10 protein-coding genes are annotated in these 15,977 nt (G+C 47.1%); 8 read left to right on the top strand and 2 right to left on the bottom strand.

Annotation, left to right across the window (positions count from 1 at the left end; all coding sequences use genetic code 11):
- Positions 1-18: 18 nt before the first annotated feature.
- The 8 genes from WH96_RS03940 (at position 19) to WH96_RS03905 (ending at position 7,353) form a co-directional block, all read left to right on the top strand.
- Entirely contained in the window at positions 19-219 is a 201-nt protein-coding gene (locus WH96_RS03940) for a hypothetical protein (RefSeq protein WP_047762870.1), read from the top strand.
- Between the two features lie 208 nt (positions 220-427).
- Entirely contained in the window at positions 428-1,963 is a 1,536-nt protein-coding gene (locus tag WH96_RS03935) for a multicopper oxidase family protein (RefSeq protein ID WP_047762869.1), read from the top strand.
- Between the two features lie 28 nt (positions 1,964-1,991).
- Positions 1,992-2,324, top strand: a complete 333-nt coding sequence (locus WH96_RS03930; protein WP_053005651.1) for a c-type cytochrome — start codon at positions 1,992-1,994, stop codon at positions 2,322-2,324.
- Positions 2,321-3,040 (top strand): phytochelatin synthase family protein, encoded by a 720-nt coding sequence (locus WH96_RS03925; RefSeq protein ID WP_053005650.1) that lies wholly within the window; start codon positions 2,321-2,323, stop codon positions 3,038-3,040. The genes WH96_RS03930 and WH96_RS03925 overlap by 4 nt, the downstream gene beginning before the upstream one ends.
- A 127-nt stretch (positions 3,041-3,167) precedes the next feature.
- Entirely contained in the window at positions 3,168-3,644 is a 477-nt protein-coding gene (locus WH96_RS03920) for a hypothetical protein (RefSeq protein ID WP_047762868.1), read from the top strand.
- A complete protein-coding gene (locus WH96_RS03915; protein WP_047762867.1) occupies positions 3,644-5,281 on the top strand; it encodes an FAD-dependent oxidoreductase in 1,638 nt (545 codons plus the stop codon). Before WH96_RS03920 ends, WH96_RS03915 begins: the two co-directional genes overlap by 1 nt.
- A gap of 64 nt (positions 5,282-5,345) precedes the next feature.
- Positions 5,346-6,815, top strand: a complete 1,470-nt coding sequence (locus WH96_RS03910; protein ID WP_047762866.1) for an MFS transporter — start codon at positions 5,346-5,348, stop codon at positions 6,813-6,815.
- A 58-nt stretch (positions 6,816-6,873) separates the two neighbouring features.
- Positions 6,874-7,353 carry an L-2-amino-thiazoline-4-carboxylic acid hydrolase gene (locus WH96_RS03905; RefSeq protein ID WP_047762865.1) on the top strand — a complete coding sequence of 160 codons (480 nt, stop codon included), beginning with the start codon at positions 6,874-6,876 and terminating at the stop codon, positions 7,351-7,353.
- 133 nt (positions 7,354-7,486) lie between these two features.
- Here the strand turns inward: WH96_RS03905 and WH96_RS03900 are convergent, their stop codons facing one another.
- Complete coding sequence (locus tag WH96_RS03900; RefSeq protein ID WP_162200112.1) at positions 7,487-10,213, bottom strand: type I secretion C-terminal target domain-containing protein; 2,727 nt, start codon at positions 10,211-10,213, stop codon at positions 7,487-7,489.
- 434 nt (positions 10,214-10,647) lie between these two features.
- Positions 10,648-15,977, bottom strand: a 5,330-nt coding sequence (locus WH96_RS03895; protein ID WP_047762863.1) for a T1SS-143 repeat domain-containing protein, incomplete at its 5' end; no start/stop codon positions are given.

Below are 15,977 nucleotides of genomic sequence, written 5' to 3'. Positions count from 1 at the left end.
GTTAAGGGAGACGACACAATGATTCGTAGTTCACTCATACTGCCTTCAGTACTTAATAATGCAGAGAAAGCAGATGAAACAAAAGCTTTGGATGCCATAAATATTTTCAAAAAAAAACAACCTAAATCCACTGAATTAAGTGATAGAGAAGTAGTTGATATTTTTAGAAAATCTTCAAACATTAAAGAACTGAATGAACGATTAAAGCACCATAAATAAAGACCTTTTATCAAAAAAAAATTAAGCCTTGCATATCAAGCCTTACATAATTGTAGGGCTTTTTTGTATACAGACAAATTTAGTAATACTAAAAAAATTAAAATCAACGGTTGTCAACTGACTTGTGATATGCTGCACGCGTTAACGACACATTAGTATTTTTCGCCTCAATATTAAGTCGCCCATGTCAGGGGAAACGGGGAACTAAATGAAAAAAATAGAACGGCGAACGTTTTTGAAAGGGGCTGCCGCCCTTTCAGCTGGTGGTATCGTACTCAAAGGTATCACAGACAGCGGTTTCAGTTACGCACAGGAAGTCCTCGCCAGCTCGTCACCACTGGGGATTTCGGATGACCTGCGTAATCCGCCCGAATTACGATCTGTTGACGGTCAACTCCGCGCCCAGATCTATATGAGCTATAACAAGGTTGAATTGCCAAGTGGGACTGCGCTGTTGCGAAATTTCAACAACAGCCTGCCCGGTCCAACTTTGCGCATTGATCCCGGCGACACGCTTGAGCTCGCGTTTGAAAACCGCATGCCGGAAAATGCCCCGGATCAGCCCACCGAAGTGAACATTCCAAATCACTTCAACACCACTAACATGCATTACCACGGCTTTCACGTCAGTCCAAAAGGCAACAGTGATAACGTCTATCTGAACATCGAACCTGATCAGAAGTTTAACTATGTTGTTGAAATACCTGATGATCACCCAGCAGGGAGTTACTGGTATCACCCACACCGCCACGGATCTGTTTCTGCTCAGGTCGCCTCGGGTGCTGCGGGCATGGCAGTGATCACCGGTACGCTGGATGATGTGCCGGAAATCAAGGAAGCGGTTGAACGCGTTCTTGTTATTCAGGCCCCGATCCCCGGGGTTGATGGCATATTGGATGCCGAAGATCCGATCTGGCCACTTGATGCAGAACGGGACTTTCTGGTCAATGGCGAATACCAACCCCGAATTTATATCCGTGAGGGCGAAGTTCAACGATGGCGTATTCTGCATGCTGGTGACGCCCAGTTCTTCCCCTTCAAAATGGACGGATTGGAAATTTACGAAATTGGTCGCGATGGCAACCCGTTACCCAAGGCCCAGCGTCGAGAAGAAATTCATCTCGCCCCAGGCAATCGCGTTGATGTATTGGTCAAGGCTGTTAAGCCCGGTGCCTACGTTCTTCGCCGCCCGATGTTTGATCAAGGCAAAGCATCTTTGCCGCCAGTGCATCTCGCCAATGTCTTTGTCATTCCAAAAGATGACCCTCGGGTTCCGGCAGGGACACCCTTTAGCCGGACCATTCCGCAAGGAAATTTGCCAAAAAATCAGATACTTACCGATATCACCGACGACGAATTGACGGGCCATCGCAAGATTGTTCTGGGCGTCGAAGACGTGAAGGGTTTCTTCCACGACACGCTCTTTACCATTAATGGTGAGCCTTTTGATCCACGCCGTGATGATGTGATCTCAAAGGTTGGCGCTGTCGAAGAATGGACGTTGATCAATACAACGCCTTTCCCGCACCCGATCCATATCCATGTAAACCCTTTTCAGGTGAGATCAATCAATGGTGTCCCTGATCCGGACAAACTGTGGATGGATACGATCGGGGTGCCCGCCGCAGGGTCTGTGACCTTCCGAACACGTTTTCTGGATTTCTCTGGCCGCTATGTCATGCACTGCCACATTCTTCCCCACGAAGACACCGGCATGATGATTAACGTGAATATCGAAGCTTAGATCCGCTCAACGAACTGGATTACTGAACATGACGAAATTACGCACAATTTACGCCACCAGTGCCCTTTTGGTTGGCGGCATATTCCTTACAAACATAGCGGTGGCTGATACTCCCGCTCCGACGCCTATTCCTGCATCAGGCTCGCAATGCCTTTCCTGTCACGGTGAAGACGGCCGCCCGGCTCTGGCTGATGTGCCGATCATTGCCGGACAACAGCCGATCTATCTGGCAAACGCCCTGCGTCATTACAAAAACGGACAACGCACAGGTGGGCAAGCCCTCGTGATGCAGGAAATGGTCAAAGACCTCACCGACAAAGATATTGAAGAACTCGCAAAATGGTTTGGAGAACAGAAATGAGAAAGTTCCTATTAAACACAGTTGCCGCAGCCGCTCTTGTTACTCTGTCTCTTACCGGAGCTGTACAGGCCGACAGTACAGCAAAGGTTGATACCAACATCTATCTGACTTCCCCCGAGGGAGAGCAACTGTTCCGCGATGCCGAAATTCTGACTGATTACCTGAAACTGGCAAGCTATTTGGAAAGCGAACACATTCTGACGTTCTGTGGGCCAGCGTCCATTGCCGGGGTTATGAACTCACTGGATATCGAGCGCCCGGTGCCACCACAACTTTACCCTTGGCCACTGTTCACCCAGACATCAATCTTCACCCCGGAAAATCAAAAGGTGAAGTCCTACGCCATGGTTGAACACGAAGGATTGGAACTGCCGCAGCTGGCCCAGTTCTTCATTAATCTGGGGGCAAAAGCAGAGTTTAAACACGCTGATAATTTTGATGAAAACTGGCTACGTGAAACCATTACCAAGACACTTGCCGATCCCAACAAACGCTTTGTCGCCAACTATTCGCGCAAGCCTATCGGTCAAATCGGTGGCGGGCATATCTCGCCAGTGGCAGCCTATGATGCCGATACAGATCGTGTGCTTGTGATGGATGTTGCCCGCTATAAATACCCGCCTGTGTGGCTCACCATTGCTGAACTATATGGCGCGATGATGGACAAGGATTCCACATCGAACAGAGCACGTGGTGCCGTCATCGTCAGTCAATAGATCAGCCCTTGGAATAGCCTCCGGGCCCATATTCGCTGGGCAAAAGATCCGCCAGCAACCAATTCACAAGGGCACCAAGAACCGCATAAAAAACAAGACCTCTATAGAGGTCGTCAGGAGAAGTCATATGAAACTAAGCAGACGCTCTTTACTGGCTTCTGCTGCGCTGATCCCCTTGGCAGGACAGGCACAGGCGTTAAGTCTAGGGTCGGGTTCGCGGGTATTTAGCGAAGCAGTTCGTCAAATCGGTGGCGTGGTTGATATCGCCGATCATATGGTCCGTGCAGTCGAGACAGAGTTCCTTGCCGTCTATGGACAGGATGCCATGAATACCTTTATCCAGCTGGTTGACGGGCGCTCGATTACCGAAGCCCTGATCAATGCCAGCGATGACTTCAAGGAACAGACAAAGCTGATCGCCCGGGTTCTCTATACCGGCGAAATCACTCGCACAGATGATAAGGGCAACAGTACTACAACTGTTCCTTACTATCCCTGGTCGCTTGCCTGGTCATCCCTGGCCTTTGCAAAGGCTCCCGGCATCTGCGGCGGCCCGAAGTTCGGGCACTGGACGCATGGACCGCTTAAGGGAGGCGTGATGTAATGGCTGAAGAAAACAAAATGAATGCCGATGTGGTCATCATCGGTGCCGGTATGGCCGGGGCCCACCTCGCCCGATCTTTGCGCGAAAAGGGCATTGATGTTCTGATTTTGGAAGCTGGGGACAGACGCCCGCGTGGTGATTTTCTAAAAGTTTTCTATGAAAATCCGGTCAAAGGTCCACAGGCTCCCTACCCAAGTATTCCTTCCGCGCCACATCCTGAAGATAACGGCTATGCTGATTTTTATGTTCAAGACAAAGATACGCTGAAAGAAAACCTCTTTATCGGGGCTTACTTACGTATTTTTGGTGGGACAACATGGCACTGGACAGGTTTTGCCGATCGCCTGCGCCCGGCAGATTTTCGTATGAAGAGCCTATATGGCGTCGCCGAGGACTGGCCCATTGATTACGAGCTTCTGGAACCTTTTTACGAAGTTGCAGAAAAACGCTGGGGTGTTGCAGGTGACCCAAACCACGTCTGGGGCGCTCCGCGCAAGACACCTTATCAAATGCCACCCATTCCGGAGACCTATCTGGACATACAGGTCACAAAGGCACTCACCAAGATGGGTCTGCATTCGGCGATATTCTCTCATGCCCGTAATTCGGTGATCTATGACAACCGCCCGGTTTGCTGTGGCAACAATACCTGTGTGCCCATCTGTCCCATCGGAGCCAAATATGACGCCTCTGTGGATGCACAAAAGGCAGAAGAAGAAGGCGCACGCGTAGAGGTCAATGCCCTTGTGACCTTTATGGAAGTTGATCAGAACCAGAAAATCACCCGCGTCAAAGTTCAAAAACCGGACGGATCAACCTTCTGGGTTGGTGGTAAAGCCTTTGCCCTTTGCGGCCACGCCATCGAAAATCCAAGACTTCTGCTAAACTCAAAGCAGGAAACAGCAAGCAAAGGCGTTGCAAATTCATCTGATTCTGTGGGGCGTTATCTGCTAACTCAAGCAAATCAAGACACCACCGGATTTACGCCGGACCCTGTCTTCCCCTATCGCGGGCCACAACAGACCTCTGGTCTGGTAGAACGACGGGACGGTGAATTCAGAAGTAAGATGGCTGCTATTGGTACATCCTTTATGAACAACGGCTGGTCAGGGAACAGTGATGCCATCAACATGGCCCATGATCTTATTGATCAGGGCGTCATCGGTGCAGAGCTTTCAAAACAGATCAATGAGAAGGTTTCCCACCACCTACGCCTGAATTCCTCGGCAGAAGTATTACCCGACAGAAACAATCGGTTAGAGCTTTCTGATCAAATGGACACTGCTGGCATACCCAAACCCAAGATTACTTTCAAGATGGATGACTATACTAAAGAAGGCCTCAAGGTCGGTCTGGACATCAATCTGGAAGTTTTCAAGAACATGGGGGCAACAGAGGTCAAACACAACGATCCTTACCTGTCCAATGCCATCATTGGCGGCACGACGCGTATGGGAATTGATGTAAAAACCTCTGTGGTCAATGCTGATCTGGTTGCGCACGATCACGACAACCTTTATATCATTGGCTCTAGCAGTCATGTGACTACACCGGTTAATGCGCCGTCGCTGACCATTGCAGCGCTTGCCATCCGTGCGGCAGGACACATGGAAAAGAAACTGGCCCAAACACCATAGTAGTTAAGAAAAAACAATCGCAGGACAAGTCAGGTACTTGCTCAATGAATAAGGTTTAAACTCAATGAACAAGATATTTGGCGTTGTCAGTCTGGCAATTCTCTCTTTTGTCTTCCTCGGAAACGCGTTGAAATCTGTTGTCACCTCAACAGTTTTTGTTTCCGAGGGCGAGTTTGCCAGTTTCCTGAATATCTCTGTCGACAAAACCCAGATCCTGGTAGAGCTGCTGATTGGTAGTTCCGTCATGGCGTTGGCTGTGGCGCCTTTTCTGCTAACCCGACAACGGGCACACAAAATTGCATCGATCTCTGCCTTGGTGGCTGCAGGATGCTATGCCGCACTCGGCCTGACCATGACCATGGGACCTGCGCTTTTTGTCCGCGAGCTAATGGTTATCATTACCTTTGCCCTCGGCGGGTTTTTTATCTCCTTCTTTGCCCCCATCGCACAGTTGGCTATTAACGATGTGGAGAACGAGCGCGAACGGGTTTTCCTGACCACTGTCTGGACCTCGGCTCAACCAGTCGCTTTTCTCATTACACCGCAACTGGTAAAGTATGTCGCCCTGGATATTGGCACGGGTAACTACTTCCTGATTTTCGCAATTTTCCCGGTCCTTTATCTCTTCCTGACAAAGACCGTCCTGAAAAGGCCCGATGCTCAGACAACCAACGATCCCAAAATCGGCAAGGGAACCTTGTCGAGCGAGAAGATTGATTGGCAAACCATCAGCTTTATAATTGTTACCATTGCCGCCTTTGAGGCCTGGACCCTATCCAATTCCCTCTCGGGCGTGATCTCTGCCATAAGCCTGTCTTTTATGGGGGCTTTCTTTGTCATTGCGTTAATTGCCGGATTGCATCTTAAAAAGAAAAGGCAGCAGGATACCCTCAAAAATATTGACGAGGAGAGTCAGAAAAAAGGCCTCCCTCCAACAGCGACCTTCTTGCTTATTGGTCTCTTTATTCTAGAAGTTCCCTCTACAGGTTTCTTTGATGGAGCCTATCTTATCAGGCACCTCTGCGCTCCAACCCTAATCGAAGACCGTGCCTCTTTGGGCGCAGCTTCCCAGATTGCGGCTGTCGCCCTTGGTGGCGCGCTCTTTGTTCGCTGGCCGCGTTTGATGCCTGCCTTACTGCTATCGGGCATTCTACTCTTGCTCATCGGTTCACTCGGTTTCATCCGCTATCCGGACTTACCTGTTGATGCATCCTTCTTCTACACGTCGAAAATGGTTGCTCAGGCTGGTATGGGGTTGGTCACCACCGTCATCGTTGGCGTGGTTATGGCCGAATGTCGTGGTAACCCCGTTATGGCCCTGTTGCCCGCGCTGGTGATTATGTTCGGCACAGAGTTCGGACTGGAAATCCTTGAAATTGTGTATCAGGGCGCCAAGCTTTATGGTTTGCAGGAAGTTGAAGCCTATCGCGTCATCTTCTACGCTCAGGTCATTGCGATCATCATCGCCCTGATCCCTTGCATCGAAGGTTTGTATTTGAAACATAAATCACAGAAAACAATTGCTGCATTTTGAAAACACTCTGCCATAATCATCCCGAAATAATGTAACAAACAGGAATGTAGAACAGCATATGAGCAAAACTGATTTACCAATTCTGGAACAACGTCAGATAGAGGCAAATATCATCAAGCCGATCTATGATGAAATGGTGGCCGAAGTTGGTTCTGAGCGGGCAAAATCAATTTTGAAAAATGCTATTGTCAAAAATGCGATTTCGCACGGCAAAGCCTATGCAGAGGCCCAAGCAGAAACCACATCATTATTAAGTTTTCATGATCTGTTGCCACAATGGATGGCAAATGGTGCGTTAGAGATTGATATTCTTCAGGAAAACGAAAATAACGTTGATTATAACGTCACGCGCTGTCGCTTTGCTGAAATGTATACTGAAATGGGTTTAGGCGATATCGGTCACATTTTGTCCTGTAGCCGGGATGGAACCTTTTGCACAGGTTATGACCCTAAAATTAAACTGGACCGCAGCCAAACCATTATGGAAGGCGCAAGTCATTGTGACTTTCGCTATCGCTACAGCCCAAGTGATGATTAGGCCATGCGATGGTTAAGGTCTTGTGATGGTTAAGGTCTTGTGCAAGAATTTTATTCGAAAATTATTTAGGCCTTGAACAAACGCCCAAGACCTAAATATTAATTATTCGAGGTCAGAAACCTATTGCTGGTTTTTATCCCAACACATCCAAACTGTCTGAATCCAACAAGGACTTAATAGCTTCTAGTTCGGAAACTCCGCCGTTGAGTAGGTTCACGTTATTCAGTTCGATAACAACATTATCTCCACCCGGCAACGCCCCATTACTATCAACCGTAATAGTTGTATCCGAACCATTGGTTATCACATTTAGATAATCATCCAATGCAGCGGCCAACTCTGTATTACCATTTGCAGCAGCCAATGATCCATCATCAAATAGCAATTCGCTTAAATCCAAAACATCACCCTGTCCGACATTAAAGCCGACAATGGTATCTGTATCGCCAGCATCCGCGCCAGAGAACTGGTACGTATCCGCACCTGATCCACCGTTTAGAAGATCATCACCAGCACCACCAATCAGAAGATCATCGCCGCTTTCACCGGATAGAATATCGTTACCAATACCACCAATCAACGTATCTTCACCGTCTCCGGTCCACATTCTATCGTTGCCAGCCCCGCCATCAACGGTGTCATTGCCAGAACCATTATAGCGATCATCAAAGGTATCATTGCCGCCACCTAAAGAAATCTCGTTGTCTGCGGCACTGCCATAAACATAATCACCAAAATCTGTTGCGATCAGATTATCAATGCCTTCAAGGCTATCATCGCTGAGCAGTTCTTTTGAAAGCCCAATTTTACCCTTAATTTCAGAATTATTGGCACCACCCGAAGGTGCATTGGCACCGCCAACGGGGCCGCCATCATAATCCAGAAATGCCTGAATACCGGCTGTTGCCGTAGAATAGTCTGCGTTGGCGCCATCCACGACCAAGCTTAACGTACTGGATACAGTATCGCCGTCACCATCCGTGATTTCATAGGTAAAGACATCTGTACCCGCACCTTGTTCTTCAGTCGTAAAGCTAACCTGACGCACAAAGTAATCAGATGAATCGCCTCGGCGGCTACCACCATCAGCATAGCCAATTGCATCAAACACCAGATACTGGAACTTAACACCCCCGGTATCAATTGTCGCGGTGCCGACGTTGCTGCCGTTATAATCAATGGTTGGGTCATTCAGAATACCGGATGCAACCTTATTTCCATCGGAATCATAGGCTGTCCACTGTCCTTGCTCGCCCTTGCTTTCTGTTTTGTAAAGGTTAGATACCTTGACCGTAGCAGAGGTAGCATCGGCCTGGAGATCAATAACCAGCTTTTCGCTTTCACCAGTTACAGCATCATGGTTGATTTGGGTTGGTGCAGGCGATCCACCGGACACCCCGATACCGCGGCTGCCAAAGGTTACATTTGCACCCGTGTTCGCCAAGGCATCAAAATCTGGTGTATCGGACATGCCATAGGCATAAAGTTTAACACCACCCCAGTCACTGCTACGGCCACCTGTTCCAGAGCGCCCAACAGAATGATCACCAGCTGCTTGATACCCGGAAGCAGTATAGGTGTAAGCACCATCTGCAGAAATTTGTAACGTACCATTAGCACCAACAATCTCTGTTACGCCATCTGCCGCAACAGCATGTTCCTTACCGTCAAAAGTAATCGACGTAATCGTACCGCCATCAGCACCGACACCGTCATTATCCAGAACGTTGCCTGTCACCACGGTATTTGTACCAGTACCCGCCAATGTTTCACTATCGGCAACAGCCACGGGAACATCATCTTCAATTGTTACTGTAACGGCAGTTTCATGAACAACCTCGTCACCATCGGTATCAAAAGCTTTAAAAGCGCCTGAAATATCCAGATCAAGTGACTGTCCGTCATCATTCGCGGGGGTATTGGGTGTGTGGTCAATTTGATCTTTAAGGGCGAAGTTAAAGTCATCACCATCTTTGGTCAGTTCAAAAACGACACGCTCATCACTACCGGACCCGGCAACACCCTGAACCGCAACAACTGCCCCGGAACCATCTGTGATGATTTTATAGCTCACAGCTTCACCCTGTGAGGTTACACCAACAGGACCAGAAATATTTTCATTAAAATCAAATCCACCAAGTCCATCAGATCCTGCATCAACCGTTGCCGTCAATGCTTCGGCTGTGATCGTAATTTCAGCTGTCTGCCCTTGGCCAGATTCAGCATTCGCCCCTTTTAGGGCATCTTCGTGAACTTCGACATTTACTGGCGCGACCGTATTATTAACTGGCGTACCATTCAGTTCAGCCAAGGTTTCTTCGTCACCATCATCCAACAAATTGAAATCGAGTTCAGTACGGCCAAGAACATCCTGCGCGTCCAGTAGATCAACAAGATCACCAGTCTCATCGTCGTACTGGCTGCCGCCACCGCCTTGTGGGCCAGCCCCTGCCCCTGCAGCTGTTTCCAGCGTTTCCCCGGCACTAAGCGCCTGGGCCTGACCAATCAAAAGGCTTGCAGAAAGTTCGACACCACCGATAATCAAGACTGGCGCATCGGCACCTTGCGCTTCTTCCACCAGGTTTTCAAAAACAATGCGGCTATCGGAAGCACCATCGCCATTGCTATCAAATGTCAGTATAAAATCATCACCGTCCAGAACAGGGGTTGCGCCAGACGCATCAAAGTTCAAATTGGCTGATTGACCTTTTGTTAGCGTAACTGTTGCTGTCTCTCCCGCGTTGGGGATAATAACATCAATAGCTGTCGCCGCCTGACCAACAAGCTGATCCTGCCCGGCTTCGCCAGAAATATCCGCTAAGGGTTTATCAGAGACAGTTTCGCTTGTAGCTTCAGTCAACACAATCACCATTATCTAAATTTGTATTGCTAGCTCTTTTCATTCTTGATGTCTTAACTAAACAGATCCAAAAGGAGCTTTTTTGCACGCATACAGCTTAACCAGAAATGGAAGTTTTAAATAGAAAAATATCCGAAAAAACAACACTAATATGTATGATATAAACACAAGAATTATGTTATTTTTATATTTAATTTTATATAGTTAGCAAGAAGTTCATTTAAATAAAAATTGATCTAAATTCAAAATAAATACCATGCAAATTTATCGTAAAATTACCTCTAAATTAGATTTTTTTATGCTTCTGTCCTTTGCAATTAAAACCGTTGGTACAACAGCAGAAGCATTTAATATACATCAGTATAATCAGGTATAAAAAAGCCCCGGACAATTAAGTCCGGGGCTTTTTTATTAACCATTATAAGCAGAGATACCTAGATTATATCAGCCACATTTACTGTATATTCTTGATCATCCAGGATAACCTTGATCTGGCTGTTGAGATCAAGTCCTTGCAACAATGCAACAGTTTCATAATCACTACCTGCCCCATCAGCATTAACCTTAAGTTCAATCCCGCCTCTACCATTATTAAAGGCCTGAAGATAATCAGAAATGTCCCCGCCATTAGCGGCATCATCGAAAGCAACCAGATCACTTACATTAATCACATCACCTTCTGCCAGATTGTAATCCGTAACAGTATCACGATTAGAGCTATCCAGAGATCCGGTAAAGCCAAAAGTATCTGCACCAGCACCACCAGTGAGAGTATCGTGCCCCTCGCCACCGATAAGAATATCGGCACCGCCACCACCGAGCAGAATATCATTGCCATCGCCACCGATGAGGATTTCATCCGCACCCGTACCAGTGATTGTATCACCGTCCTGTACTTCGACAGAAACATTGGCATCATCGCTATCAATACCATCAGCTACGGTGTAATCGAAGCTACCTTCAGTGACCTGATCGGTAAGCGCAGAACTATTGATAGAAAGCTCAACAGAATAATCATCAGAGATATCACTATCTCGGCCCCTGAAGTCATTCTCCTCAACTCTGACAAAAACAGTAATAGTCCCACCAGACGTATTTGTATAACTACCCGCCTTAAAGTCATTATCAAGTATGGCCCTATCATCTATAGAAGAATAGAGTTTAAAATCCGGGCTATTTTCGGATGAAAGAACATTAAGAGAAAGAATTTCACCAGCAAGAAGTGTCACTTTGAAAGCATCGACATCTCTTTTAATTAGAGTCCTAACAAGAGTCGGAGACATTCTCATAGAATCACTAGCTGTTTTGAGACTTCCCTCAAAACGAATTTTATGAACGACATCATCCCCAACAGATGTATCCCGAACCCAATTGGAACGAGGTAGGTCTTTAGCTGTTCCATTCGATCCGTTTATATTGTCTCCTCGAATTTCATCCCCAAGATCATTGGCAGACGCATCGGCATTATAGCTGAAACCGTCATCAGATACTTCACTAACCGTGGTCATTGAACCACTTGTGGCAAAGCCTAACGAGGAAACATCAGCACCACTATCTAACGTAAAGGAAGTCGTACTATCTGCATGCGTAACCGTGCCATCGATCGGATTTGATACAGCATCAACAACCAGCGCATCACCATCAACATCCGTATCATTCTGTAACAATGCCCAGTCCGGGATATCAATTTCGCCCTGAACATTTGTCAGAACTATGTCGTCTGCGGCGACTGGCGCTTCATTTCCATTTGCAATATTGATATCCAGTTTAGCAGTTGATGTATCACCGTCACCATCAGTGATCTCGTAAGTGAAGCTATCAACCAGATCTGTATTTGTTACATCCGACTTTGCTTGATAAATGTAAGAACCATCAGCACTCAACGTCAGGAAGCCGTAATCTGTTTCCACAGCGCCCCCGAGAGCAACAGGTGTACCATCCCCGTCAATGACACCAGAAACAACGGCCCCATCCGCACCAAGATGATCGTTAACAAGAACACCACCCGTAGCAAGTACGCTAAGGGTTTCCCCCTCGGTCACATCACCGCTGTCAACAACAGCAAGCGGACTATCATCATTGAGGTCAAGCCAGATTTCACCAACGACAACATCGCCATCATTATCCGTTACCTCATATCGGATACGGAATACTGCATTACCTTCATCATTCCCATCAGAATGACGCAGAGGATTGGTTTGCGTAACGGTATAAGCCCCAGTTGTTGTATCAACAATGTTAATACGGAAAATTTCCGTTATTACACCATCAATCCTCTGCCCGATAATTTGCTGTGTATCAGAAGATGGGAGCATTAAACCAAGACCACTAGCACCGCCACTTACTACACCCGTGTCTTTTAGAACAAGGCTTTTAAGGCCATCAGCACCAGCATCAAAATCCAACGTTCCAGTTAGATTAGCACTATCCGGATCAGCATCACCAACACCTCCCTCATGACCGCCTGCGAGAGCATCGTCATCCAGTTTAATCCGAGCATTATTAGTGTTATTCACCGATGGCACAGCATCTTTAACCGTGATGTTCAAGGTTGCGGTGGAAACATCTCCGTCTGCATCTTTGATTTCATAGGTGAAGGTATCAATGACTTCATCGCTGATCGTATCTGATTTGGCTTCGTAAGTGTAGGACCCGTTCGCATTCAAAGTCAGGAAGCCGTAAGCCGTTTCAATAGCAGCCCCCAATGCTACAGGCGTTCCTGAACCCGCACCAACACCAGAGACAACCGCGCCATCAGCACCTTGCTCATCATTTGAAAGAACACCGTTCGCCTCAGTTACATCAAGGGTGCCAGCTTCAGTAACTTCACCGTTGTCTGTCACTGCTAGCGGACTGTCATCATCCACATTAACCGAAATTGATCCAGATGCACTGTCCCCGTCCTGATCAACTACTTCATAGTTAATTCTGAACTGTGTATTATTTTCATCACCCCCGGGTGTATGCGCAACCGCAGCAAGCTGTGTCACTGTGTAGGCGCCTGATGTTTTATCAGTCAAGTTCACACGGAAAACATCTGTTGGTACCCCGTCGATCACCTGGCTGACCGTTATAACGGTACCATCGCCGGACACACTGGATGAGAAACCAGCACCGGATGGCAAAGCCGTCCCGGTCAACAGAACACTTTCAACCCCATCGGCACCAGCCGCGAAGTTCAAAGTCCCGGTTAAGTTAGCAGTATCAGGGTCAATATCACCTATACCACCCGCATGACCACCCGCAAGGGTGTCATCATCCAATTGGACCAAGGCATTGAGGTTACTGTCAACTACTGGTTCACTATCTTCGATTTTGACACGAACAGTACTATAATCTTCATCACCATCAGCATCGACAACTTTATAGCCGAAATAAAGTGAAATCGGATCAGTTGTATTACTACCATTAACAGACTGATCAGGGTGATCAACAGGTCCGTGTAGAGTAACACTATATTCCCCATTTGTTGGGTTCACACTCAGGGTAATGATTTTACCACCAGTCGGCGTTGTACCAACCAACACCAGCATGCCGTTAACAAGGCCCGGTTCTTGAGTAAAGGTAATCAATTCTTTACTGGAATAAAGATCATTGGAGAACGGGCCACTTCGTTCTGAATCTTTCCAATCTTCAAACCAAAGCCCGACAACCTCTGCTCCATCAGCAGATGGATCTACATCCAGTGTTCCTGTGACAATATCATCACCAGTTGCCAACTTTGCTTCTGAGAGATCATCAGCCGTTCTTGTATAGTGTGCATTAACTTCATCGTCTTCGACTGTAACGTCAAGATTACCTCTTGTCTTATCGCCATCGCCATCAGTAACAGTGTATTCAAAGCGTAATCTTATCGGATCGAAGTCATCATTCGCGCTCTCACCCCGAGGAATATTTGGATTTTCTGAATCATAAGATATGTCAGGATTATCTACAGGGCCGCTTAGAATAACTTTATAAGCACCTGTGTCCGGGTCAATTTCGACACGGATAACTTCAACATCATTGGCCTTACCAATCAATGTAAGAGGACCACCGTCCACCAATACTGCGGCTGAGCCAAATATCACATCAACATCACCAGATTTCAATGTTGAAACCGTGCGCCCACGATCATCTCCGTCTTTCCAACCTTTGAACTTGATATCACTGAACGCTCCACCGTCAGCACCAAAGCTTACGCCGATATCACCAGACACCATTATATCATCAACAGTTGCCAGCATTTCTTCATCAAGAGTACCAGCATTAACCCGAGATTGTACAACAGGTGTGTCATCATCGATATTTATGACGATACTCTCGGTTACGACATCACCATCAAAGTCAGTCCTGTTGAAAGACAGAACGAATTGTTCGTCATTTTCATTACCACCACGATCATGATCAATCGGCTCAAGCAGGTTAAAGGTCGCTTGATCTGTGTTTGCATTCAACACAACAGTGAATACATCGATTGTTGCGCCACCTGCGTCCACATAAGAGGCCGTCAGCGTACCACCATTTGTTGCAGCATCAACAACCCAACTATAGGTAAGAGCTTGTTCACCAGAGGTAACGGGAGCGACTGTTCCGTCAAGATCAGCAAAATCAAGAGACCCGATACCATCTGCACCGAAAGCACCGACAAGGGAAACAGTCTGGCTTACAGCACCAAACCAGTTATCACCTCGACCGAAAGGATTACTATCGGGAAGACCAGGGTTATTAAACCCGCCATCTTCATCAATATTAAAGATGACGTTCGGGAATGGAATCAAGCCAGGATTATTGGTTGAAGTATCGTCTGAAACGTTAACAGTAAGCGATCCTTTTGCAGTGTCACCATCTCCATCTGTAACGGTAAAGCCGAGGTCAATAGCAAGATTATCTTCACCCTGAGCACTATGATCAACTGGTGCCAATTGGGTAAATGTATATGCGCCAGATGCAGCGTCTGTTACCTCAAGAGTAAAGACAGCAACAGGAGCACTTCCATCTGTTGGTTGCGTCCAAGCAGTTAGAGTACCCGTACCATTCGATCCCTCTATCCAGTCATATGCAACGGCAACACCACCAGATTTAAAGGTCGCCACGGTGGCGTCAAGGCCAGAAAAATCAATCGACTTAGCACCATCTGCGCCAAAGTTTACCTTGATGTTTCCATCAACTTCAGTAACAGCCTCTTCCCGTTCAAACCCGAACCGCGGCTTGAATTCATACTCACGAACACCACCGGGGAGACCTTCTTCACTGACATTGATATCATCCTGAGACCCCAGAACAACAGGTGTATCGTCATCGACAGAAACAGAAAGTGTTCCATCCACAGTATCTTTATCACCATCGGTCACACGATAGTTAAAGACAAACTCAACATTGTTCTCATCAGAACCTTCTGGATGTTTGATTGGATTAAGCTGAGTGACGGTGTAATTCCCGGATGTTGTATCATCCAGTGTAATGCTCATCACATCAACACCACCCTGCTTAACTGTCAGAACTGTGCCATCATCATTAAGAGAAAAAGTAAAGCCTTCGGGTGCGCCAGTATCAAGCAGAAGCGTTGTCGCCCCTTCTTCGTCAGCGCCATAATTGTGGCTCAGTGTTCCTGTGGTATTTGCTGGCGCATCATCACCAACGCCATCCGGATTACCATCTGCACCCAGAACATCATCGTCATCAATAACAACGACCGCATTGTCAGACTCAATCGTTGGACCGTCATCACGGAATTGAACCTGAACCCGAGCAATATTGCTCTTGTCACCTTCATCGTCAGTCA

Origin of the sequence: Kiloniella spongiae, assembly GCF_001026905.1 — a bacterium.
In the GTDB taxonomy this organism is placed as follows: domain Bacteria; phylum Pseudomonadota; class Alphaproteobacteria; order Kiloniellales; family Kiloniellaceae; genus Kiloniella; species Kiloniella spongiae.
This window is presented reverse-complemented; position numbering and strand designations above follow the sequence as displayed.